This window comes from Streptomyces sp. NPDC048352, from assembly GCF_040651895.1.
Classification (GTDB): Bacteria; Actinomycetota; Actinomycetes; order Streptomycetales; family Streptomycetaceae; genus Streptomyces.
On record NZ_JBEZKZ010000078.1, the window covers coordinates 1 to 23,246 of the forward strand.

Annotated in this window: 21 protein-coding genes and 1 pseudogene; 10 read left to right on the plus strand and 12 right to left on the minus strand. The window is 71.5% G+C overall.

Features of this window, described 5'->3' with window-relative positions:
- Window positions 1-473, plus strand: a pseudogene (locus AB0D45_RS28885) (hypothetical protein); the annotation flags it as partial.
- 174 nt (window positions 474-647) lie between these two features.
- On the opposite strand, the gene AB0D45_RS28890 reads toward AB0D45_RS28885, so the two are convergent.
- Genes AB0D45_RS28890 through AB0D45_RS28925 form a run of 8 tightly spaced genes read right to left on the minus strand, consistent with a single transcriptional unit; the run spans window position 648 to window position 7,244 of the window.
- Window positions 648-992 carry a metal-sulfur cluster assembly factor gene (locus tag AB0D45_RS28890; protein WP_361599178.1) on the minus strand — a complete coding sequence of 115 codons (345 nt, stop codon included), beginning with the start codon at window positions 990-992 and terminating at the stop codon, window positions 648-650.
- Entirely contained in the window at window positions 989-1,450 is a 462-nt protein-coding gene (gene sufU, locus AB0D45_RS28895; protein WP_361599175.1) for a Fe-S cluster assembly sulfur transfer protein SufU, read from the minus strand. The genes AB0D45_RS28890 and sufU overlap by 4 nt, the downstream gene beginning before the upstream one ends.
- Before the next feature lie 36 nt (window positions 1,451-1,486).
- Complete coding sequence (locus tag AB0D45_RS28900; RefSeq protein ID WP_361599172.1) at window positions 1,487-2,743, minus strand: cysteine desulfurase; 1,257 nt, start codon at window positions 2,741-2,743, stop codon at window positions 1,487-1,489.
- Window positions 2,740-3,507, minus strand: a complete 768-nt coding sequence (gene sufC / locus AB0D45_RS28905; RefSeq protein WP_361599169.1) for a Fe-S cluster assembly ATPase SufC — start codon at window positions 3,505-3,507, stop codon at window positions 2,740-2,742. Before sufC ends, AB0D45_RS28900 begins: the two co-directional genes overlap by 4 nt.
- A 7-nt stretch (window positions 3,508-3,514) precedes the next feature.
- Complete coding sequence (locus AB0D45_RS28910) at window positions 3,515-3,832, minus strand: bifunctional 3-phenylpropionate/cinnamic acid dioxygenase ferredoxin subunit (RefSeq protein ID WP_007263437.1); 318 nt, start codon at window positions 3,830-3,832, stop codon at window positions 3,515-3,517.
- On the minus strand, window positions 3,832-5,010 hold the full coding sequence (gene sufD / locus AB0D45_RS28915; protein ID WP_361599165.1) for a Fe-S cluster assembly protein SufD: 1,179 nt from the start codon (window positions 5,008-5,010) through the stop codon (window positions 3,832-3,834). The genes AB0D45_RS28910 and sufD overlap by 1 nt, the downstream gene beginning before the upstream one ends.
- Before the next feature lie 60 nt (window positions 5,011-5,070).
- Entirely contained in the window at window positions 5,071-6,486 is a 1,416-nt protein-coding gene (gene sufB, locus AB0D45_RS28920; protein ID WP_361599162.1) for a Fe-S cluster assembly protein SufB, read from the minus strand.
- On the minus strand, window positions 6,483-7,244 hold the full coding sequence (locus AB0D45_RS28925; RefSeq protein WP_362464374.1) for an ArsR family transcriptional regulator: 762 nt from the start codon (window positions 7,242-7,244) through the stop codon (window positions 6,483-6,485). Before AB0D45_RS28925 ends, sufB begins: the two co-directional genes overlap by 4 nt.
- 313 nt (window positions 7,245-7,557) lie before the next feature.
- Between AB0D45_RS28925 and AB0D45_RS28930 the strand changes: the two genes are divergently transcribed.
- The 4 genes from AB0D45_RS28930 to AB0D45_RS28945 all read left to right on the plus strand — a co-directional run bounded on the left by AB0D45_RS28930 (window position 7,558) and on the right by AB0D45_RS28945 (window position 11,474).
- Window positions 7,558-8,484, plus strand: coding sequence for an ABC transporter ATP-binding protein (locus AB0D45_RS28930; protein ID WP_362464377.1), 927 nt, complete (start codon window positions 7,558-7,560; stop codon window positions 8,482-8,484).
- A complete protein-coding gene (locus AB0D45_RS28935; RefSeq protein WP_362464380.1) occupies window positions 8,481-9,248 on the plus strand; it encodes an ABC transporter permease in 768 nt (255 codons plus the stop codon). Before AB0D45_RS28930 ends, AB0D45_RS28935 begins: the two co-directional genes overlap by 4 nt.
- 92 nt (window positions 9,249-9,340) lie before the next feature.
- Window positions 9,341-10,477, plus strand: a complete 1,137-nt coding sequence (locus tag AB0D45_RS28940) for a hypothetical protein (RefSeq protein WP_362464383.1) — start codon at window positions 9,341-9,343, stop codon at window positions 10,475-10,477.
- A 4-nt stretch (window positions 10,478-10,481) separates the two neighbouring features.
- Complete coding sequence (locus tag AB0D45_RS28945; protein WP_362464386.1) at window positions 10,482-11,474, plus strand: COX15/CtaA family protein; 993 nt, start codon at window positions 10,482-10,484, stop codon at window positions 11,472-11,474.
- 25 nt (window positions 11,475-11,499) lie between these two features.
- Here AB0D45_RS28945 and AB0D45_RS28950 read toward each other — a convergent pair whose 3' ends face one another.
- The 3 genes from AB0D45_RS28950 to AB0D45_RS28960 all read right to left on the minus strand — a co-directional run bounded on the left by AB0D45_RS28950 (window position 11,500) and on the right by AB0D45_RS28960 (window position 14,017).
- Window positions 11,500-12,594 carry an amidohydrolase gene (locus AB0D45_RS28950; protein ID WP_362464389.1) on the minus strand — a complete coding sequence of 365 codons (1,095 nt, stop codon included), beginning with the start codon at window positions 12,592-12,594 and terminating at the stop codon, window positions 11,500-11,502.
- 106 nt (window positions 12,595-12,700) lie between these two features.
- Entirely contained in the window at window positions 12,701-13,060 is a 360-nt protein-coding gene (locus AB0D45_RS28955) for a hypothetical protein (RefSeq protein WP_362464392.1), read from the minus strand.
- A 15-nt stretch (window positions 13,061-13,075) separates the two neighbouring features.
- Complete coding sequence (locus tag AB0D45_RS28960; RefSeq protein ID WP_361599138.1) at window positions 13,076-14,017, minus strand: heme o synthase; 942 nt, start codon at window positions 14,015-14,017, stop codon at window positions 13,076-13,078.
- Window positions 14,018-14,336: 319 nt separating this feature from the next.
- Here AB0D45_RS28960 and tkt point away from each other — a divergent pair, with 319 nt between their 5' ends.
- The 5 genes from tkt to pgl all read left to right on the plus strand — a co-directional run bounded on the left by tkt (window position 14,337) and on the right by pgl (window position 21,515).
- On the plus strand, window positions 14,337-16,424 hold the full coding sequence (tkt, locus tag AB0D45_RS28965) for a transketolase (RefSeq protein ID WP_362464395.1): 2,088 nt from the start codon (window positions 14,337-14,339) through the stop codon (window positions 16,422-16,424).
- A gap of 35 nt (window positions 16,425-16,459) precedes the next feature.
- Window positions 16,460-17,578, plus strand: a complete 1,119-nt coding sequence (gene tal / locus AB0D45_RS28970; RefSeq protein ID WP_362464398.1) for a transaldolase — start codon at window positions 16,460-16,462, stop codon at window positions 17,576-17,578.
- A gap of 2 nt (window positions 17,579-17,580) precedes the next feature.
- Window positions 17,581-19,110, plus strand: a complete 1,530-nt coding sequence (gene zwf / locus AB0D45_RS28975) for a glucose-6-phosphate dehydrogenase (RefSeq protein ID WP_361599261.1) — start codon at window positions 17,581-17,583, stop codon at window positions 19,108-19,110.
- On the plus strand, window positions 19,107-20,315 hold the full coding sequence (opcA, locus tag AB0D45_RS28980) for a glucose-6-phosphate dehydrogenase assembly protein OpcA (RefSeq protein ID WP_362464401.1): 1,209 nt from the start codon (window positions 19,107-19,109) through the stop codon (window positions 20,313-20,315). The genes zwf and opcA overlap by 4 nt, the downstream gene beginning before the upstream one ends.
- Window positions 20,316-20,732: 417 nt before the next feature.
- Complete coding sequence (pgl, locus tag AB0D45_RS28985) at window positions 20,733-21,515, plus strand: 6-phosphogluconolactonase (RefSeq protein WP_361611403.1); 783 nt, start codon at window positions 20,733-20,735, stop codon at window positions 21,513-21,515.
- A 63-nt stretch (window positions 21,516-21,578) separates the two neighbouring features.
- On the opposite strand, the gene pgi is transcribed toward pgl, so the two are convergent.
- The gene (gene pgi, locus AB0D45_RS28990) at window positions 21,579-23,231 is read right to left on the minus strand and encodes a glucose-6-phosphate isomerase (RefSeq protein ID WP_361611405.1); all 1,653 of its coding nucleotides are present in this window, start codon (window positions 23,229-23,231) and stop codon (window positions 21,579-21,581) included.
- Window positions 23,232-23,246: the final 15 nt, after the last annotated feature.

The window sequence follows — 23,246 nt, forward strand, 5'->3', positions numbered from 1 at the left end:
GGGCGGGGGGGGGGCGCGGGGCGCGGGGGCGGGCCCCCCCCCGGGGGGGCCCCCCCGGGGGGCGCCGCCCCGCGGCCGGGCTGCCGGCCCCCGCGCTGCTGCCGCTGGTCCCCGTCACCCTGTGGCTCGGGGTGCTGTTCGCCCTGGCGCCCACCGCCGCCGGGTTCGAGGGGCTCGGGCCGGTGGCGGCGCTGCGGCGCTCGGCCCGCCTGGTGCGGGGCGCGTGGTGGCGCACCCTCGGCGTCACCGTCCCGGCGGTGGCGTTCACCGGGGCGGCCGGGTACGCGCTCCAGGCCTGGTTCGGCCTCGCCGGAGCGTTGTCGGCCCTCGTGCTGCTGCCGGCCTTCCCGCAGCTGCCCGCCGGGCTGCTGTACGTGGACCGGCGGATCCGCCGCGAGCACCTGGCCGCGTCACTGGCGGCGAGCGCGCACCCGGACCCGGACCCTGACCGGAAGCCGGTCAGCCCGGCGTGACCCAGGCCGCCCGGCCCTTCCCCCGCTCCGGGGATCCGGCCACCGCGGCCGACTCCCGGTGCGAACCGCCGGCCCGGAGAACGCCGGAGAACCTCGGAGAACGCCGGACAACCCCCGGGAACGCCGAAGGCCCCCGGCACGACCGTGCCGGGGGCCCTCACGCGTACGCGTGGGTCAGACGTTGAAGCCGAGCGCGCGCAGCTGCTCACGGCCGTCGTCCGTGATCTTGTCCGGGCCCCACGGCGGCATCCAGACCCAGTTGATGCGCAGCTCGTTGACGATGCCCTCCGTCGCGGACTTCGCCTGGTCCTCGATGACGTCCGTCAGCGGGCAGGCCGCCGAGGTCAGGGTCATGTCGAGGGTGGCGATGTTCGCGTCGTCGACGTGGATGCCGTAGATCAGCCCCAGGTTGACGACGTCGATGCCCAGCTCGGGGTCGACCACGTCGTAGAGGGCCTCACGGACCTCCTCCTCGGTGGCCGGCTTGATCGACGCCTCGGGCGTCGCGTTCTCGGTCATGCCGTCTTCCTCTCCGCGTCGCCCAGCACCTGGGCGGTCGCGTCCTTCCACGCCATCCAGCTCAGCAGAGCACACTTCACGCGCGCCGGATACTTGGAGACGCCGGCGAACGCGACCGCGTCCTCCAGCACCTCCTCCATCTCCTCGTCGGGCTCCATCTTGCCCTTGGACTGCATCAGCTCCAGGAACACGCCCTGGATCTTCTGCGCCTCGGCGAGTTCCTTGCCCACGAGCAGCTCGTTGAGCACGGACGCGCTGGCCTGGCTGATGGAGCAGCCCTGGCCCTCGTAGGAGACGTCGGTGAGCGTCTCGCCGTCGTACTTCACGCGCAGCGTGATCTCGTCGCCGCACGTCGGGTTGACGTGGTGCACCTCGGCGTCGCCGTCGCGCAGGCCGCGCCCGTGCGGGTGCTTGTAGTGGTCCAGGATCAGTTCCTGGTACATCGAATCCAGCTTCACAGCGTCCTCGTCAGCCTCGTGTCGTCCGACTCGTCGTCATCCGAAGAAGTTCCGTACGTGCTCCAGCCCGTCGATCAGCGCGTCGACCTCGGCGGGAGAGGAGTACAGATAGAAAGACGCTCGCGTGGTCGCGGGAATTCCGTACCGCAGGCAGACGGGGCGCGCGCAGTGGTGGCCGACGCGGACGGCGATGCCCTGCTCGTCCAGCACCTGGCCGACGTCGTGCGGGTGGATGTCCCCGAGCGTGAAGGAGATCGCGGCGCCGCGGTCCTCGGCCGTCATCGGGCCGATGATCCGCAGGTCGGGCACCTCGAGGAGGCGCTGGACCGCGTACTCGGTGATCGCGTGCTCGTGCGCGGCGATGTTCTCCATGCCGATCGAGGACAGGTAGTCCACGGCCGCGCCGAGGCCGACGGCCTGGGCGATCGGGGGCGTGCCGGCCTCGAACTTGTGGGGCGCGGGGGCGTAGGTCGAGGCGTGCATCGACACGGTCTCGATCATCTCGCCGCCGCCGAGGAACGGGGGCAGGTCCTCGAGCAGCTCCTGACGGCCCCAGAGGACGCCGATGCCGGTCGGGCCGCACATCTTGTGGCCGGTGAAGGCCACGAAGTCGGCGCCGAGCGCCTGGACGTCCAGCGGCATGTGCGGGGCGGCCTGCGAGGCGTCGATCAGCACCAGGGCGCCGACGTCCTGGGCGCGCCGGACGATCGCCTCGACCGGGTTGACCGTGCCCATGATGTTGGAGACCAGCGTGAAGGAGACGATCTTCGTCTTCTCCGTGATGACCTCTTCGATGTTGGACAGGTCGAGCCGGCCGTCGTCGGTGAGGCCGAACCACTTCAGCTTCGCGCCGGTGCGCTGCGAGAGCAGCTGCCACGGGACGATGTTGGAGTGGTGCTCCATCTCCGTGATGGCGATCTCGGTCTCGCGGTCGACCCGGTAGGGCTCGTCCGCCCAGCCGAGCATGTTCGCGACCAGGTTGAGCGACTCCGAGGCGTTCTTGGTGAAGATCACCTCGTCGCGGCTCGGCGCGTTGATGAAGGCGGCGACCTTGTCGCGGGCGCCCTCGTACAGCGCCGTGGCCTCCTCGGCGAGCACGTGCACGCCGCGGTGGACGTTGGCGTTGTGCTGCTCGTAGTACTCGTTCAGCGCGTCGAGCACCTGGCGCGGCTTCTGCGAGGTCGCCGCGTTGTCCAGGTAAACGATCTTCTTCCCGTCGTGGACCACACGATCCAGCAGGGGGAAGTCCTTGCGGATCGCCTCGATGTCGAGGAGGCCAGGCAGCTGTGTCACGCGGTCGCGCCACCCTTCGTGCTGTACGACTCGTAGCCTTCCGCCTCCAGCTTGTCGGCGAGCTCGGCGCCACCGGACTCGACGATGCGGCCTTCCGAGAAGACGTGGACGAAGTCGGGCTTGATGTAGCGGAGGATCCGCGTGTAGTGCGTGATCAGCAGGGTGCCGACCTCGCCGGTCGAGCGGACGCGGTTGACGCCCTCGGAGACTTGGCGCAGCGCGTCGACGTCCAGACCGGAGTCCGTCTCGTCGAGGATCGCGATCTTCGGCTTGAGGAGCTCCAGCTGGAGGATCTCGTGGCGCTTCTTCTCACCGCCGGAGAAGCCCTCGTTGACGTTGCGCTCGGCGAAGGCCGGGTCCATCTGGAGCTGCTCCATCGCGGACTTGACCTCCTTCACCCAGGTGCGCAGCTTGGGAGCCTCGCCGCGGATGGCGGTGGCGGAGGTGCGCAGGAAGTTGGAGACCGAGACGCCGGGGACCTCGACCGGGTACTGCATGGCGAGGAAGACGCCGGCGCGGGCGCGCTCGTCGACGGACATCTCCAGGACGTCCTCGCCGTCGAGGGTCACGGTGCCACCGGTGATGGTGTACTTCGGGTGACCGGCGAGCGAGTACGCCAGGGTGGACTTGCCGGAGCCGTTGGGGCCCATGATGGCGTGCGTCTCACCCTGCTTGACCGTGAGGTCGACGCCCTTGAGGATCTCGCGGGCGCCGTTCTCGGCTTCGACGGAGACGTGCAGGTCGTGGATTTCAAGCGTTGCCATGGGTACCTCAGGACTCCTGGGTGAGGGAGACGAGCACGTCGTCCCCTTCGATCTTTACGGGGTAAACGGGGACGGGGCGCGTCGCGGGCAGACCGGAGGGCTTGCCGGTGCGCAGGTCGAAGGCCGACCCGTGCAGCCAGCACTCGATCATGCAGTCCTCGACCTCACCCTCCGAGAGCGAGACGTTCGCGTGCGAGCAGATGTCGTTGATCGCGAACACCTCCCCCTCGGTGGAGACGATGGACACCGGCGTGCCGTCGAGTTCCACCCGCTTGGGGGTGTTCTCCTCCAGCTCGCTCAGCGCACAGGCCTTGACGTAGCCCATCAGACGGCCGCCGCCAGCTCGGCCTCGATCTTCGTGATGAGGCGCTCCTCGATGTCCGCGACACCGATCTGCTGGACGAGCTCGGCGAAGAAGCCGCGCACCACCAGGCGGCGGGCGTCGTCGGCCGGGATGCCGCGGGCCTGGAGGTAGAAGAGCTGCTCGTCGTCGAAGCGGCCGGTCGCGGAGGCGTGGCCGGCGCCGACGATCTCGCCCGTCTCGATCTCGAGGTTCGGCACCGAGTCGACCCGCGCGCCGTCCGTGAGGACCAGGTTGCGGTTCATCTCGTAGGTGTCGGTGCCCTCGGCGGTCTTCTCGATGAGGACGTCACCGATCCAGACCGCGTGGGCGTCCTGGCCCTGGAGCGCGCCCTTGTAGACCACGTTGGACTTGCAGTGCGGGGCGTCGTGCGTGACCAGGAGGCGGTGCTCCTGGTGCTGGCCGGCGTCCGTGAAGTACAGGCCGAGCATCTCGGACTCGCCGCCGGGGCCGGCGTAGCGCACGCGCGGGTGCAGGCGTACGACGTCGCCGCCGAAGGTCACGACCACGGACTTGAAGCTCGCGTCGCGGCCGATGAGGGCGTTGTGCTGCGAGGTGTGCACCGCGGTGTCGTCCCAGTCCTGGACGGACACGAAGGTCACCTTGGCGCCGTCGCCGACGAGGATGTCGACGTTGGCGGCGCGCACGCCGTCACCGGTGTGGTCGATCACGATGATCGCCTCGGCGAAGGGCTTGATGTCGAAGACGGTGTGCCCGAAGGTCGTGCCGCCCTCACCGTGGAGCGAGACCCGGATGGGCTCGGCGAGCACGGTCTCCTTGGGCACGGTGACGACCGTGGCCTTGGCGAACGAGGAGAAGGCCTGGGCGGCGACCCGGTCGACGGGGACGCCGGCCTTGCCGATCCGCTCGTCGCCGCGCTCGACGGACTCGACCGTCACGCCCTCGGGGGCGTCGATCTGGGCCTTCATGGTGCCGTTGGCGACCGCGGTGCCGTCGTGCAGGCCCTTGAGGCGGGCGAGCGGGGTGAACCGCCACTCCTCCTCGCGGCCGTGCGGAACGGGGAAGTCGGCCACGTCGAAGGACGGGGGCGCGCTCATCCGGGTGGCGACGGTGGACTCGGCGGCCACCGCGATCGCGCCGGCGGTGGTGGAGCCCGCCGGGATGTTCTGAGGCTCAGCCATGGCTGTCGTCTTGCTCTCTTCCTACGTCAAAGAATGTGCTGCGTGCGGGACGGCCGGGGACTAGCCGACCGACCCCTCCATCTGCAGCTCGATCAGCCGGTTGAGCTCCAGCGCGTACTCCATGGGCAGCTCCTTCGCGATCGGCTCGACGAAGCCGCGCACGATCATGGCCATGGCCTCGAACTCGGTGAGGCCGCGCTGCATCAGGTAGAAGAGCTGGTCGTCGGAGACCTTGGAGACGGTGGCCTCGTGGCCCATCGTCACGTCGTCCTCGCGGACGTCCACGTAGGGGTACGTGTCCGAGCGGGAGATGGTGTCGACCAGCAGCGCGTCGCACAGCACGTTGGACTTGGAGCCCGCGGCGCCCTCGCCGATCTCGACCAGACCGCGGTACGAGGTGCGGCCGCCGCCTCGCGCCACCGACTTGGAGACGATGTTGGAGGAGGTGTTCGGCGCCATGTGCACCATCTTGGAGCCGGCGTCCTGGTGCTGGCCCTCGCCCGCGAAGGCGATGGACAGGGTCTCGCCCTTGGCGTGCTCGCCCATGAGGTAGACGGCCGGGTACTTCATGGTGACCTTGGAACCGATGTTGCCGTCGATCCACTCCATGGTCGCGCCCTCGTACGCCACGGCGCGCTTGGTGACCAGGTTGTAGACGTTGTTCGACCAGTTCTGGATGGTCGTGTAGCGGCAGCGGCCGCCCTTCTTCACGATGATCTCGACCACGGCGCTGTGCAGCGAGTCCGAGGAGTAGATCGGGGCGGTGCAGCCCTCGACGTAGTGGACGTAGGCGTCCTCGTCGACGATGATCAGCGTCCGCTCGAACTGGCCCATGTTCTCCGTGTTGATGCGGAAGTAGGCCTGGAGCGGGATGTCCACGTGGACACCCTTGGGGACGTAGATGAAGGATCCGCCCGACCACACGGCCGTGTTCAGCGAGGCGAACTTGTTGTCGCCGACCGGGATGACCGTGCCGAAGTACTCCTGGAAGAGCTCCGGGTGCTCCTTGAGCGCGGTGTCCGTGTCGAGGAAGATGACGCCCTGCTCCTCCAGGTCCTCGCGGATCTGGTGGTAGACGACCTCGGACTCGTACTGGGCCGCGACACCGGCGACGAGGCGCTGCTTCTCCGCCTCGGGGATGCCGAGCTTGTCGTACGTGTTCTTGATGTCCTCGGGCAGGTCCTCCCAGGAAGCGGCCTGCTTCTCGGTGGAGCGCACGAAGTACTTGATGTTGTTGAAGTCGATGCCGGAGAGGTCGGAGCCCCACATCGGCATGGGCTTCTTGTCGAACAGCTTGAGGCCCTTGAGGCGGAGGTTCAGCATCCACTCCGGCTCGGACTTCTTCGCCGAGATGTCGCGGACGACGTCCTCGGACAGACCCCGCTTGGCGGCGGCACCGGCCGCGTCGGAGTCGGCCCAGCCGTATTCGTAGGTGCCCAGGCCATCGAGCTCAGGGTGAGCAGTCTCCGTGGTCATGCGGGGTTCCTCCCGGCCGTACTTGCAGATACTGATGTGTCGGTCTGTGTGGCGCTCGCGCCGCGCGGGATGAACGTGGTGCACACCCCGTCGCCGTGGGCGATGGTCGCGAGTCGCTGCACGTGCGTCCCGAGCAGGCGGGAGAAGACCTCGGTCTCCGCCTCGCAGAGCTGCGGGAACTGCTCGGCGACGTGTGCGACCGGGCAGTGGTGCTGACAGAGCTGTTCACCGCTGTGCGGACCGGGAGCGCTCTTCGCCGTAGCAGCGTACCCGTCCGCGGTCAACGCCCTGGCCAGGGCCTCGGTGCGGGCCGCGGGCGCGGCCGCCTCCACGGCTTCCCGGTAGCCCTGCGCCAGCGTCTCCATCCGCGCCCTCGCGAAGGCGGCGATGGCCGCCTCGCCCTTCTCGCCTCCGCCGACGGACTGCGCGATCCAGCGCAGGGCGTCCGCGGCGAGGGTGTCGTAGGACTGGTCGAAGGCGTCGCGGCCGCAGTCGGTGAGCGCGAAGACCTTGGCGGGCCTGCCCCGGGTGCGCGTGCCGTACACGCGCTGCTCACGGGGTGCGACCACGTCGTCGGCGACGAGCGTGTCGAGGTGGCGGCGGACGGCGGCCTGGGTGAGGCCTAGGCGCTGTGCGAGGTCGGCGACGGTGGAGGGGCCGTGGTCCAGGATGGACCGCGCGACCCGGTTGCGGGTTGACCGCTCCCCGGTCGCGAGCTCCCCCTGGGGGGCCTCACTGATCCGTTCGCCGTTTTTCACAACGCCATTGTTGCGTAATTACCTGAGCCCCGACAAGCCGTGACGGAGGCCACGTCCGGTGGCGTCCATCACTAAGGGTTACCTTATTTATCTACGGAGAGTTAAACGGTATATGTCATTCCGCTTTCCCGCGCGGCGCCGCCCGTACCCCGGGAAACGGCCCCCACCAGCGGACCTGCACCCACGGCGGCTCCCCGGGGGCTGAGCGTCAGGTTCCGGAAAAAGTCACCGAAAGCCGCGGGGCCGCCCAGGACCACACGGCTGAAAAGAGCGGTGTCCGGCCGCCATCCGGGGCTCCGTAGACTCACTCACCATGAGCAACGACCCCGCCGTGGAGATCCGCGGACTGGTGAAGCGGTACGGCCCCAAAACCGCCGTGGACGGCCTGGACCTCACCGTCGCGCGCGGCTCCGTCACCGCGGTACTCGGCCCCAACGGCGCGGGCAAGACCACCACCGTGGAGACCTGCGAGGGCTACCACCGCCCCGACGCCGGCACCGTCCGCGTCCTCGGCCTCGACCCGGTCGCCGAGGCCGAGCGGCTGCGCCCGCGCGTCGGCGTGATGCTCCAGTCCGGCGGGGTCTACTCCGGCGCCCGCGCCGTCGAGATGCTGCGCCACATGGCCGGGCTGTACGCCGACCCCCTCGACGTCGGCGGCCTGGTGGAGCGCCTCGGCCTCGACGGCTGCGGCCGCACCCCGTACCGCCGGCTCTCCGGCGGCCAGCAGCAGCGGCTCGCCCTGGCCATGGCCGTCGTCGGCCGCCCGGAACTGGTCTTCCTGGACGAGCCCACCGCCGGACTCGACCCGCAGGCCCGCCGCGCCACCTGGGACCTCGTACGGGAACTGCGCGCCGACGGCGTCACCGTCGTCCTCACCACCCACCACATGGACGAGGCCGAGCAGCTCTGCGACGAGGTCGCCATCGTGGACGCCGGCAAGGTCATCGCCCACGGCAGCCCCGAGCAGCTGTGCCGCGGCGGCGCCGAGAACACCCTGCGCTTCACCGGCCGCCCCTCCCTCGACCTCGCCTCGCTGCTGAAGGCCCTGCCCGACGGCACGCACGCCGCCGAGCTCACCCCGGGCGCGTACCGGGTCACCGGCGACGTGGACCCGCAGCTGCTGGCCACCGTCGCCTCGTGGTGCGCCCAGCACGGCGTACTGCCCGACAGCCTCTCGGTGGAGCGGCACACCCTCGAGGACGTCTTCCTCGAGCTGACCGGTAAGGAGCTGCGCGCATGAGCGCCGGTACGTTCACCCCCCGGCCCGGTGCCGCGCCGGTCGCCCGGATGATCCGGGCGCAGACCGCGCTGGAGACCCGGATGCTCCTGCGCAACGGGGAGCAGCTGCTGCTCACCGTGATCATCCCGGCGCTGCTGCTGACCCTCTTCTCCGCCGTGGACATCGTCGACACGGGAACGGGCGCGGCCGTCGACTTCCTGGCCCCGGGCGTCCTCGCGCTCGCCGTGATGTCCACCGCCTTCACCGGCCAGGCCATCGCCACCGGCTTCGACCGCCGCTACGGGGTGCTCAAGCGGCTCGGCGCCTCCCCGCTGCCGCGCTGGGCGCTGATGGCCGCCAAGACCCTGTCGGTGCTGGTGACCGAGGTGCTCCAGGTCGCCCTGCTGACGGTGATCGCGCTCGCGCTGGGCTGGTCCCCGCACGGGAACCCGCTGTCGGTCGCGGTGCTGCTGCTGCTCGGCACGGCCGCCTTCTCCGGGCTCGGGCTGCTGATGGCCGGCACCCTCAAGGCCGAGGTGACCCTGGCCGCGGCGAACCTGGTGTTCCTGCTGCTGCTGGTCGGCGGCGGGGTGATCGTGCCGCTGGAGAAGTTCCCCGGCGCGGTGCAGGCCGTCCTCGGCCTGCTGCCGATCTCGGCGCTGTCCGACGGGCTGCGCGAGGTGCTCCAGCAAGGGGCCGCGCTGCCGTGGGGCGACGCGGCCGTACTCGCCGGCTGGGCGGTCCTGGGCCTCGGCGCCGCGGCGAAGCTGTTCCGCTGGGAGTGAATCCACCCTCCTGGTCGTTGGCCCGTCGGGAGGATGACCAGCCTCCGGGAGGTTGACCAGCCTCCACAGACCGGGACGCCGGGGGGCGTGGCATGGCGCAGCGGGAGGCCGCTCTGCGGCTGGACGAACAGTGGGCGCGGATCAGGTCGGGGGAGGCGCACGCCGGGCCCGCCGAGAGCGAGCGGCTGCTGCGGGAGCTGATCGGCGCGCTGCGCGAGCCCGCCCGCACCGACCCCGAGTGCGCCGCCCGGCTCGGGCTGCGCCTGGGCGACCTCGCGGCACGCCGGTTCGGGGGCGGGGACCGGGCCGGGGCGCTGGCCGCCGTCGAGGAGGGGCTCGGCCACGCGCGGCGGGCCGCGCCGCACGCGCCGGAGTACGCCCGCTGGTACGCCCGGGGTCTGATCAACCAGGGGGTCTGGCTGGCCTGGCCGCTGAGCGACGGGGCCCGGCTGCCCCGGCACCCGCTGGGCGGGGGCGCCGGGAACGGCCCGGGCGTGATGGAACGGGCGGCCGGCGAGCGCGCCCGCGACCTGACGCGGACCGCCGTCGAGGTCTGGGCGGGCCTCGACCAGGAGGATCCCGTCAACCGCCGGGGGCTCGCGCAGGCCAAGGTGTTCCTCGCGGACCGGCTCGCGGAGCTGGGCTCGGCCGCCGAGGCGGTCGCCTGGGCGGTGGACGCCGAGGCCGGGTTCCGCCGGCTGCTGCTCGCCGCGCCCTCGCCCGAGGAGGCGCGGGAGGCCGAGGAGGCCCTGGACCACGTCGGCCGCCAGCTGGAGCTGCGGCTGCGCTTCCTGGACCCCGACGCGCTGGCGGGGCTGCGGGGCGGGGGGCTGCTGCCCGACCGGCTGCTGCCGCAGGCGGTGGTGGCCGCCCGCATCCGGGGCCTGCCCGAGGCCGGGATCGGGGCCCGGCTGGGGCTGGACGCCGAGCAGGTGGCCACGATGCTGGAGGTCACCCCGTGGCTCGCGGTGTGGCGGGTCGAGGTACGCGGCCCCGACGGGCTGTGGAGCGTGCAGCCGGCTCCGTGGCAGGGGTCGGCGCAGGTGCGGGGGCGGACCGCCGCGGAGGTGGGGGGCGGGCTGGTGCGGGGGTTCGCGAAGTCGCCGCTGCGGCCCGGTGAGGGCGTCCCGTGGCGGGTCCTCGTGTGGTGGCACGAGGAGGGCGACCCGGCCGGGGCCGCGTTCCGCCTGGTCACCGGGCCCGGCTCACCGGCCGGCACCCCCTCGTGAAACTTTGCACAAGGCGCCGCATACGATAGGCGCCGTGTTGAACCCATTCGCATACATCGCCGACCGCTGGACGCCGTCACCCCGGACCGTCCGGAGGGCCGCGTCCGCCGCGCTGCTGATGAGCGTGGCCATCATCGTCACCGGCGGCGCGGTGCGGCTGACCGGCTCCGGTCTCGGCTGCGACACCTGGCCCAAGTGCACCGGCGACAGCCTCGTCGTCACGCAGGCCCAGGGCTTCCACGGAGCCATCGAGTTCGGCAACCGGATGCTGACGTACGTGCTGTCCGCGGCCGTCGGCTGGTTCATCCTCGCGGCCCGTGCGGCCAAGCCATGGCGGCACTCGCTGACCAGGCTCGGCTGGATCCAGTTCGCCGTGGTGATGTGCAACGCGGTCCTCGGCGGCATCACCGTCCTGACCGGGCTCAACCCGTACAGCGTCGCCGGCCACTTCCTGCTCGCCACCGGCCTCATCGCGGTGACCACCGTCTCCTGGCAGCGCACCCGCGAGGGCGACGGCGCCCCCCGGCCGCGCGTGCCCGCACCGGTGCGCAAGCTGTCCTGGGCGCTGATCGCCACCACCCTCGTGCTGATCGCGGCGGGCACGGTCGTGACCGGCTCCGGTCCGCACGCCGGTGACAAGAGCGAGATCAAGCGGATGCCGTTCGACTGGGCGGCCACCGCCCACGTGCACGCGATCGCCGCCTGGCTGGTCTGTGCGCTCGCCGTCGCCATGTGGCTGGTGCTGCGGGTGGTGGACGCCCCGGCGGACACCCGGGCGCGCGCCCGCGACCTGCTGGTCGTCCTGCTCGCCCAAGGCGCCGTCGGCTACGTGCAGTTCTTCACGCAGCTGCCCGAGGTGCTGGTGGCCGTGCACATGCTGGGCTCCTGCCTGGTGTGGATCTCGGTGCTCCGCGTGGCCCTCGCCCTGCGCGAGCGCTCCGCCGAGCAGCCGCAGGAGAGCCCGGCGCGGGACGGGGAACAGCTCTCGGCGGTCTGATCCGCGGCCCCGCGGCCCGGCGCCGTCAGCCCCGCTCTCCGAGCCGGTAGACGCGCCGGGCGTTGTCCGCCGCGAGCATCCCCGCGACGCGCTGCGCGTCCTGCCAGGACCAGGCCCCCTCGGCGACCCAGCCGCCCAGGACCCGGCCCAGCGCCTCGCGGAACACCAGCGCGCCGACGGCGTGCAGCTCGGGCAGGTTCCGCCCGCCGCTGGAGAACATCAGCTTGCCGAAGGGCGCGAGCTCCAGCAGCTCGGCCAGGACGGCTCCGGCCCGCGGCCCCGTCCGTACGAGGACCGGGCCGAGGTCGGCGTGGACGTGCGGGTACGCCGCCGCCAGGCCGGCGGTGTGCCGGTGGTACGGGTACCCGCCGCGCAGCACGAGCCGCGCGCCCAGGCCCTCGGTGGCCCGTACGAAGCCGGCCAGCGGCCCGGGGTCGGCCCCGCCGGTGTGCAGCTGGAGCGGCAGCCCGCAGGTCACCGCGCTCCACAGCAGGTGCCGCAGGAGTACGGGGTCCCGTGGCTCCGCTCCCCTGGTCCGCGCGGCCAGCCACCTCTCGGCCGCCCCCCGTACCTCGCCGGGCCCGGGCGGCCCCGGGTCGGCGGCCAGGGCGGCCGCGAAGCCGGTGCGGGTCCCGCACGCGAAGGCGACGGCCGCCGCGGCGGCGTGGTGGACGGCCGCGGCGAGGTTGGCGAGGAAGGCGGCGACGGTCCCGGAGGTGTCGGCGGCCTGCCCGGCCAGCAACTCCAGCCGGACCACCTCGAAGGCCTCGGCGTCCCCGGCGAGGGCCAGCTCCTTGGGGTCGGTGAGGTCCCCCCAGGCGCCCGTGTCGACGAGGTACGCCCCGGTCCCCGAGCCCCGCAGCAGCCGCCTGGCGGTCTCGGACGCGCCCAGCTCGCGCCGCCGGGCCAGGTAGCGGGCGGGCGCGCAGTGCGGCTCCAGGCCGAGCAGCGGCGGGCACCAGCGGCGTACGGCGAAGCCGGTCTGGGTGTCGAAGAAGGTGGTGCCCGGGGCGGGCGGGCCGACCGAGCCGGTCAGCTGGGCCTCGAAGGTGGCCAGTCCCAGCTCCGTACGGAGCACTCCCTGGCAGTACTGGTCCACCAGGGGCGGCGTTTCGATCATCCGGGCATCCCGTTGCGGACGTGAGGAAGCGGCTTCCACACGTCCTAACGGGTGAGCGGGGTGTGAAGTATTGCCCGCTCTGTTGACCGACCCGCGTTCGAAGTCCTCAGGCGGCCGGGTTGGCGGGGCCGCCGAGCTGGATGCCGGCCATCCGGGTCCACTCGTAGGGGCCGGTCTTCACCCGGGCGGCGAACTCGCCGTCGAACTCCTCGTGGAGGGTCAGCCCGGCCTGCTCGGCGGCCAGCTCGGCCACGGCGTACGTCGGGGCCACCAGGTCGCCCCAGGCGCCGTCGGTGCCCACGAGGACGATCCGGGTGCCGGCCTGGCCGATGTGCGCGAGCTGGCCCTCGGCGCCGCCGTGCTTCCCGGCGAACGCGCCGATCTGCCTGGCCAGCTTCGCGGCCTTACGTTCCTGCTTCTTGTCTGCGGTGGGTGCGGTGTCCGCGGTCTCTGCCATGGAGGGCATGCTACCGGCGAGTAATCAGCGGAGGAAGGGATCCACGGCGACGGCGACGAAGAGGAGCGACACATAGGTGATCGACCAGTGGAACAGCCGCATCTCCTTGAGCTTCGCACCCGTCACCCCGGCCTTGGCCCGCGCGCTCAGCCCGTGCGCCTCCCACAGCCACCAGCCGCCGGCCAGCAGGGCGACCGAGGTGTAGAACCAGCCGGTGTACCCCAGCGGGGTCAGCAGCAGCGAGACCGCCACCATCACCCAGCTGTAGAGGACGATCTGGCGCGCGACGGCCTTGTTGCCCGCCACCACCGGCAGCATCGGCACGCCGACCCGCGCGTAGTCGTCCTTGACCTTCATGGACAGCGGCCAGTAGTGCGGCGGCGTCCAGAAGAAGATGACGAGGAAGAGGATGACGGCGGCCCAGGAGACCTCGTTCTTCACCGACGACCAGCCGATGAGCACCGGCATGCAGCCGGCGATCCCGCCCCAGACGATGTTCTGCGCGGTGCGCCGCTTCAGCAGCATCGTGTAGACGACCACGTAGAAGAGGAGCGCGCCGAGCGCGAGGGCGGCCGACAGCCAGTTGATCAGCAGGCCGAAGAACAGGGTCGAGGCGACTCCGAGGGAGATGCCGAAGACCAGGCACTCGGTCGGGCTCACCATGCCGGTCACCAGCGGGCGCTGCGACGTGCGGTCCATCAGCGCGTCGATGTCGCGGTCGATGTACATGTTCAGCGCGTTGGCGCCGCCCGCGGAGAGGTAGCCGCCGAAGCAGGTGGCGAGCACCAGCCACAGCGACGGCACGCCCTGCTCGGCGAGGAACATCACCGGCACTGTGGTGATCAGCAGAAGTTCGATGATCCGCGGCTTGGTCAAAGCCACGAAAGCCATGGCCCGGGCCCCGAACGGCCGGTGACCGGAGCTCGTCCCGAGCACCCCCGCTGGACGGGATTCGACGGCCGTCACGCACACCCCTGAGAGAGAATCCAGCAAGCTCCGTCACGGCCCCTTCAGTAAATGAAGGGCCGGTAAAGGCTTGCGCGTACCACGCCACTGTAGACGTAGCTCTTCCTCCGCCCTGCGCGGGGGTCGCCTCGTGTTGGGCCGATCGGACCGAGGGCCGGGTCCGCGACGGCGGACCGCAGGTGAACGGCGGACACCGGGAGGGCGACGCATCCCCGGCACTCGAATAGCCGCACGGCCTCGCGGGGGTAGGCTCGGAATCGCGCCGGTGTCACCGTTCGTCACCGGCAAAACAACATGTGGAGAGGAGCCCTGACCAACGGTGAGCACCAAGCCGACCACCCCAGAGCTCGAGTGGACCGAACTGGACCAGCGGGCCGTCGACACCGCCCGCATCCTGGCCGCCGACGCGGTCCAGAAGGTCGGGAACGGCCACCCCGGTACGGCGATGAGCCTGGCCCCCGCCGCGTACACGCTTTTCCAGAAGGTCATGCGGCACGACCCGGCGGACCCCCAGTGGGTCGGCCGTGACCGTTTCGTGCTCTCCGCGGGGCACTCGTCCCTGACCCTTTACACCCAGCTCTACCTGGGCGGCTTCGGCCTGGAGCTGGACGACCTCAAGTCCTTCCGCACCTGGGGCTCCAAGACCCCCGGCCACCCGGAGTACGGCCACACGGCCGGCGTGGAGACCACCACCGGCCCGCTGGGCCAGGGCGTCGCCAACGCGGTGGGCATGGCCATGGCCGCCCGCTACGAGCGCGGCCTGTTCGACCCGGAGGCGGCCCCGGGCACCTCCCCGTTCGACCACATGGTCTACGCGATCGCGGGCGACGGCTGCCTCCAGGAGGGCATCTCCCACGAGGCGTCCGCGCTGGCCGGCCACCAGAAGCTCGGCAACCTGGTCCTGCTGTGGGACGACAACCACATCTCCATCGAGGGTGACACGGAGACGGCCGTCTCCGAGGACACCATGAAGCGCTACGAGGCGTACGGCTGGCACGTCCAGCGCGTCGAGCAGCAGGAGAACGGCGACCTCGACCCGAAGGCGCTGTTCGCCGCCCTCCAGGCCGCCAAGGCCGAGACCGGCCGCCCGTCCTTCATCGCGGCCCGCTCGATCATCGCCTGGCCCGCCCCGCACGCCCAGGGCACCGAGGCCGCGCACGGCTCGGCCCTCGGCGGTGACGAGGTCGCCGCGACCAAGCGCGTGCTCGGCTTCGACCCGGAGCAGACCTTCGAGGTCTCCGACGAGGTCCTGGCCCACACCCGCGGTCTGGGGGACCGCGGCCGCGACGCCCGCGCCGCCTGGGAGAAGGACTTCTCCGCCTGGCGCACCGCCAACCCGGAGCGCGCCGCCGCCTTCGAGCGCATCGAGTCCAACGAGCTGCCCGAGGGCTGGGAGGACAAGATCCCCGTCTTCGAGCCCGGCAAGGGCGTCGCCACCCGCGCCGCCTCCGGCAAGGTCCTCGAAGCGCTCGGCGCGGTCATCCCGGAGCTGTGGGGCGGCTCGGCCGACCTGGCCGGCTCCAACAACACGACCATCGACAAGACCTCCTCGTTCCTGCCGGTGGGCAACCCGCTGCCGGAGGCCGACCCGTACGGCCGCACCATCCACTACGGCATCCGCGAGCACGCCATGGCCGCGGTCATGAACGGCATCGCGCTGCACGGCCACACCCGCATCTACGGCGGCACCTTCCTGGTGTTCTCCGACTACATGCGCAACGCCGTCCGCCTCTCCGCCCTGATGCACCTGCCGGTGACGTACGTATGGACGCACGACTCCATCGGCCTCGGCGAGGACGGCCCGACCCACCAGCCGGTCGAGCACGTCGCCTCGCTGCGCGCCATCCCGGGTCTGAACGTCGTCCGCCCGGCGGACGCGAACGAGACCGCCGTCGCCTGGCGCGAGATCCTGCGGCGCCACACCAAGGTGTTCGGCAAGGGCGCCCCTCACGGCCTGGCGCTCACCCGCCAGGGCGTGCCGACGTACGAGCGCAACGAGGACACGGTCAAGGGTGGCTACGTGCTGCTGGAGGCCGAGGGCGGTCCCGCCGAGGTCGTCCTGATCGGCACCGGCTCCGAGGTCCAGCTCGCCGTCGCCGCGCGCGAGGCGCTCCAGGCCGAGGGCGTGCCCGCCCGGGTCGTCTCGATGCCTTGCGTCGAGTGGTTTGAGGAGCAGTCCCAGGAGTACAAGGACAGCGTGCTGCCGCCTTCCGTCAAGGCCCGAGTCGCGGTCGAGGCGGGCATCGGCCTGACCTGGCACCGTTACGTCGGGGACGCGGGACGGATCGTCTCGCTGGAGCACTTCGGTGCCTCGGCCGACGGCGCCGTCCTGTTCCGCGAGTTCGGCCTCACCGCCGAAGCCGTGACCGCAGCCGCCAAGGCCTCCATCGCCGCCGCCGCGCGCTGACGACCGGCACCTGAACCAGTAGGAGATGTAATCCCATGGCAGACGCACTCAAGCGCCTCTCCGACGAGGGCGTGGCGATCTGGCTGGACGACCTGTCCCGCAAGCGCATCACGTCCGGCAACCTGGCCGAGCTCATCGACCAGCAGCACGTGGTCGGTGTCACCACCAACCCGTCGATCTTCCAGAAGGCCATCAGCCAGGGCGACGGTTACGACCAGCAGCTCTCGGACCTCGCCGCCCGCAAAGTGACCGTCGAGGAAGCCATCCGCATGATCACCACGGCGGACGTCCGCGACGCCGCCGACATCCTGCGGCCGGTCTTCGACGCCACCGACGGCCAGGACGGCCGGGTCTCGATCGAGGTCGACCCGCGCCTGGCCCACAACACCAAGGCCACCGTCGCCGAGGCCAAGCAGCTGGCCTGGCTGGTGGACCGCCCGAACACGCTCATCAAGATCCCGGCGACCATGGGCGGCCTGCCCGCGATCACCGAGGTCATCGGCCGGGGCATCAGCGTCAACGTCACGCTGATCTTCTCGCTGGAGCGCTACCGCGCGGTCATGGACGCGTACCTGGCGGGCCTGGAGAAGGCCAAGGCCGCGGGCCTGGACCTCTCCAAGATCCACTCGGTCGCCTCCTTCTTCGTGTCCCGCGTGGACACCGAGATCGACAAGCGCCTGGACGGCATCGGCACCGACGAGGCCAAGGCCCTGAAGGGCAAGGCGGCCCTCGCCAACGCCCGTCTGGCCTACGAGGCGTACGAGGAGGTCTTCTCCTCCGAGCGTTGGGCGGCCCTGGACAAGGCGCACGCCAACAAGCAGCGCCCGCTGTGGGCCTCGACCGGCGTCAAGGACCCGGCGTACAAGGACACCCTGTACGTGGTGGACCTGGTCGCGCCCGGCACCGTGAACACCATGCCGGAGGCGACCCTGGAGGCCACCGCCGACCACGGCGAGGTCTCCGGCGACACCATCCGCGGCACCTACGAGCAGGCGCGCGCCGAGCTGGACGCGGTCGCGAAGCTCGGCATCTCGTACGACGATGTGGTGCAGCTGCTCGAAGACGAAGGCGTCGAGAAGTTCGAGGCGTCGTGGAACGACCTGCTGAAGTCGACCGAGGCGGAGCTGAAGCGCCTCGCCCCCGCGGAGGACTGAGTATTTTGTCGGTAAACGGAGCGAACCCGCTTCGTGACGCACAGGACCGGCGGCTCCCGCGCATCGCGGGGCCGTCCGGCCTGGTCATTTTCGGCGTTACGGGTGACCTGTCGCGCAAGAAGCTCATGCCCGCCGTCTACGACCTGGCGAACCGCGGCCTGCTGCCTCCGGGCTTCTCGCTGATCGGTTTCGCCCGCCGTGAATGGCAGGACGAGGATTTCGCCCAGGAGGTGTACGAGGCGGTCAAGCAGCACTCGCGCACCCCCTTCCGTGAGGAGGTCTGGCAGCAGCTGGTGCAGGGCTGCCGGTTCGTGCAGGGCGAGTTCGACGACGACGCGGCCTTCGAGACGCTCAAGTCGACGATCGAGGAACTCGACAAGGCCCAGGGCACGGGCGGCAACTTCGCCTTCTACCTCTCGGTGCCGCCGAAGTTCTTCCCCAAGGTGGTCCAGCAGCTCAAGAACCACGGGCTGGCGCAGAAGGAAGGCTCCTGGCGGCGCGCCGTCATCGAGAAGCCCTTCGGCCACGACCTGAAGAGCGCGGAAGAGCTCAACCAGGTCGTCCACGAGGTCTTCCCCCGTGACGAGGTCTTCCGGATCGACCACTACCTCGGCAAGGAGACCGTCCAGAACATCCTGGCGCTCCGCTTCGCCAACACGATGTTCGAGCCGATCTGGAACCGGTCGTACGTCGACCACGTCCAGATCACCATGGCCGAGGACATCGGCATCGGCGGCCGGGCCGGCTACTACGACGGCATCGGCGCGGCCCGCGACGTCATCCAGAACCACCTGCTCCAGCTGCTGGCGCTCACGGCGATGGAGGAGCCCGGCTCCTTCCACCCCAAGGCGCTGGTCGCGGAGAAGCTGAAGGTGCTCAGCGCCGTGGAGATCCCCGAGGACCTGGGCAAGCACACCGTGCGCGGCCAGTACTCGGCGGCCTGGCAGGGTGGCGAGAAGGTCGTCGGGTACCTCGAAGAGGACGGCATCGACCCCAAGTCGAAGACCGACACCTACGCGGCCATCCGCCTGGAGATCAACAACCGCCGCTGGGCGGGCGTCCCCTTCTACCTGCGCACGGGCAAGCGCCTGGGCCGCCGGGTGACGGAGATCGCGGTGGTCTTCAAGCGGGCCCCGTACCTGCCGTTCGAGTCGGGCGCGACCGAGGAACTGGGGCAGAACGCCCTGGTCATCCGGGTCCAGCCGGACGAGGGCGTGACGGTGCGCTTCGGCTCGAAGGTACCGGGCACCTCCATGGAGGTCCGGGACGTCACGATGGACTTCGCCTACGGCGAGTCCTTCACGGAGTCCAGCCCCGAGGCCTATGAGCGGCTCATCCTCGACGTCCTCCTCGGCGACGCGAACCTCTTCCCGCGTCACCAGGAAGTCGAGCTCTCCTGGAACATCCTCGACCCGATCGAGGAGTACTGGGACAAGCACGGCAAGCCCGCGCAGTACGCGGCGGGCACCTGGGGGCCGGTCGAGGCGGACGAGATGCTCGCACGAGACGGACGGAGCTGGCGCCGGCCATGAAGATCGACCTCACGGAGACCACCTCCAGCAAGATCAACGCCGCGTTGGTGCAGGCGCGCCGGGACATCGGTACGCCGGCCATCGGCATGGTCCTCACGCTGGTGATCGTGACCGACGAAGAGAACGCGTACGACGCGCTCAAGTCGGCGAACGACGCGTCCCACGAACACCCCTCGCGGATCGTCGTCGTGGTCAAGCGGGTCAGCCGCTCCCCGCGCAGCCGCCGCGACGCCCGTCTCGACGCGGAGATCCGCGTCGGGGCGGACTCCGGCACCGGGGAGACGGTGGTGCTGCGCCTGCACGGCGAACTGGTCAACCACGCCCAGTCGGTCGTGCTGCCGCTGCTGCTGCCCGACGCCCCCGTGGTGGTCTGGTGGCCGGAGGGCGCCCCCGGGAACCTGGCGGGCGACCCGCTGGGCGCGCTGGGGCAGCGCCGGATCACGGACACGTACTCCGCCGAGGACCCGATCGGGGCCCTCGGCCTGCGGGCGGAGGCGTACCGGCCGGGTGACACGGACCTGTCGTGGACCCGGATCACCCCGTGGCGCTCCATGCTGGCCGCCGCGCTGGACCAGCAGTCGGTGTCGGTGGTCTCGGCGACCGTCGAGGGCGAGGACGAGAACCCGAGCTGCGAGCTGCTGGCCATGTGGCTGGCGGACCGCCTCGGGGTCCCGGTCGAGCGGACCCTGTCGGACGGGCCCGGGCTGACCGCCGTACGGCTGGAGACCAAGGACGGCGTGATCGTCCTGGACCGGGCGGACGGCGCGCTGGCGACGCTGTGCATGCCGGGGCAGCCGGACCGCGCGGTGGCGCTCAAGCGCCGGGACACGGCGGAGCTGCTGGCGGAGGAGCTGCGCCGGCTGGATCCGGACAACACGTACGAGGCATCGCTGAAGTTCGGCGTCACCCGCCTCCACGCGTCGGCCCCGACCCGGACCAAACCGGCCAACGGCGCCAGCGCCTCGGCCGGCGCCAAGCCCGGCGCCGGCGCTGCGGCCGGTGCCGGAGCTGATCCCAGCGCCAAGCCCGGCACCAGTGCCGCGGCCGGTGCCGGTGCCGAGCCCGGCACCGGGGCCGAGGGCGGCTCGGGAGCCGAAGCGGAGGCAGGCGCCAGCGCCGGGGCCGAGGCCCGTTCCGGGGCCGGATCCAAGGCTTCCGCGGCGAAGCCGGCGGGCAAGCCGGCCAAGCGGGCGACGGCCAAGTAGCGAAGCGGGACGGGGGCCGCTGCGCGGAGCGGTCCCCTACCCGCCCTTCCACCGTTCCCCGGGCTCTGCCCGGACCCCTTCCGGGGGCTCCGCCCCCGCACCCCCGCGCCTCGAACGCCGGCGGGGCTGCAAGACCTGGTGCTCCGCCCCAGACCCCGCGCCTCAAGCGCCGGCGGGGCTGGATTTCGCGCAGCGAAATTCCAGCCCGCGCGGCGTTCGAGCGCAACGGGGTCTGGGGCAGAGCCCCGGTTTCGGGAAGGGGCGGGGTGGGGAACGGCTCCGCGCAGCGGCACCCGGCACCCGGCACCCGGCACCCGGCACCCGGCACCCGGCACCCGGCACCCGGCACCCGGCACCCGGCGCGGCACACCGCAGCGCCCACCACCCCAACCACCAAGAAGGCGGCAGCACATGGGCATGACGACTCCTCAGGTCGTCGTCCACCGGGACAAGGAGCTGATGGCCCAGGCCGCGGCGGCCCGGCTCATCACCAAGATCGTGGACGCACAGGCGGCCCGCGGCTCGGCCTCCGTGGTCCTGACCGGCGGCCGCAACGGCAACGGGCTGCTCGCGGCCCTCGCCGCCGCCCCCGCCCGGGACGCGGTCGACTGGTCCCGCATCGACCTGTGGTGGGGCGACGAGCGGTACGTGCCCGCCGACGACCCCGAGCGCAACCACGTACAGGCCCGCGAGGCCCTCCTGGACTCCGTCCCGGTCGACCCGGCCCGCGTGCACGCCATGCCCGCCTCGGACGGCCCCTACGGTGCCGACGCGGACGCCGCCGCGGCCGCCTACGCCGCCGAGCTGGCCCGGGCCGCCGGGCCCGAGGACCACGGCCCGGTGCCCCGGTTCGACGTCCTGATGCTGGGCGTGGGCCCGGACACCCACGTGGCGTCCCTGTTCCCCGAGCACCCGGCGGCCCGCGAGACCGAGCGCACCGTCGTCGGCGTGCACGGGGCCCCCAAGCCCCCGCCGACCCGCATCTCGCTCACCCTCCCGGCGATCCGCGCGGCCCGCGAGGTCTGGCTGCTCGCGGCCGGCGAGGACAAGGCCGGGGCGGTGGCCATCGCCCTCGGCGGCGCCGGCGGGGTGCAGGCCCCGGCCGCGGAGGCGTACGGCCGCTCCCGCACCCTGTGGCTGCTGGACCGCGCGGCGGCCGCCAAGCTGCCCGCCGGGCTGTACCCCCCTGCCTCGGCCTGAACGGGGGCACGGCGAAGGGCCCCGCACCGGATCGTGTCCGGTGCGGGGCCCTTCCGGCGTTCGTCAGCGCCCGCGCAGCTCCCGGTACGTGGCCACCAGCGCCCGCGTCGACGGGTCCAGGCTCTCCACGTGCGAGCCCTCGGTCAGGGCCGGCTCCACGCGCTTGGCGAGGACCTTGCCGAGTTCGACGCCCCACTGGTCGAAGGAGTCGATGTTCCACACCGCGCCCTGGACGAACACCTTGTGCTCGTACAGGGCGATGAGCTGGCCCAGCACCGACGGGGTCAGTTCCCCGGCGAGGATGGTCGTCGTCGGGTGGTTGCCCTGGAAGGTCTTGTGCGGGACGAGGTCCTCGGCGACGCCCTCCGCCCGGACCTCCTCGGCGGTCTTGCCGAAGGCCAGGGCCTGGGTCTGCGCGAAGAAGTTCGCCATCAGCAGGTCGTGCTGGGCCGCCAGCGCCGGGGACAGCTCGGCCACCGGGCGGGCGAAGCCGATGAAGTCGGCCGGGATCATCCGGGTGCCCTGGTGGATGAGCTGGTAGTAGGCGTGCTGTCCGTTGGTGCCGGGCGTGCCCCACACCACCGGGCCGGTCTGCCAGTCCACCCGGTCGCCGTTGCGGTCGACGGACTTGCCGTTGGACTCCATGTCCAGCTGCTGCAAGTAGGCGGTGAACCGGGAGAGGTAGTGGCTGTACGGGAGCACCGCGTGCGACTGCGCGTCGAAGAAGGCGCTGTACCAGATGCCCAACAGGCCCAGCAGGAGCGGTGCGTTGCGCTCGGCCGGCGCGGTGCGGAAGTGCTCGTCCATGGCGTGGAACCCGCCGAGCAGCTCGCGGAACGCGTCCGGGCCGATGGCGATCATCAGGGAGAGGCCGATGGCCGAGTCGAAGGAGTAGCGTCCGCCGACCCAGTCCCAGAACTCGAACATGTTGGCCGGGTCGATGCCGAACTCGGTGACCTTCTCGGCGTTGGTGGACAGCGCCACGAAGTGCCGTGCCACGGCGGCCTGGTCACCGCCGAGGCCCGCGAGCAGCCATTCCCGCGCCGAAGTGGCGTTGGTGATGGTCTCGATGGTGGTGAAGGTCTTCGAGGCGATGATGAACAGCGTTTCCGCCGGGTCGAGTTCCCGTACGGCCTCGTGCAGGTCGGCGCCGTCCACGTTGGACACGAACCGCAGGGTCAGCCCGCGGTCGGTGAAGGCGCGCAGCGCCTCGTACGCCATCGCGGGGCCCAGGTCGGAGCCGCCGATGCCGATGTTGACGACGTTCTTGATGCGCTTGCCGGTGGACCCGGTCCACCGGCCCGACCTGACCTGGTCGGAGAAGGCCGCCATCTTGTCGAGGACCGCGTGCACGCCGGGGACGACGTTCTCGCCGTCCACCTCGACGACCGCGTCCCGGGGGGCGCGCAGCGCGGTGTGCAGGACCGCGCGGTCCTCCGTCACGTTGATCTTCTCGCCGCGGAACATCGCGTCCCGCAGCTGTGCCACGCCGGTGGCCGCGGCCAGTTCGCGCAGCAGCCCGAGCGTCTCGTCCGTCACGAGGTGCTTCGAGTAGTCGATGTGCAGGTCCCCGACCCGCAGCGTGTAGCCGGTGCCCCGGCCCGGGTCCGACTCGAACAGCTCCCGCAGATGCGTCTGCCCCAGCTCTTCCCGGTGCTTGCCGAGTGCCTGCCACTCGGGCGTCCGGTTGAGCCTCGTACGGCTGTCTGCGTTCATCTCGGACATCAACCC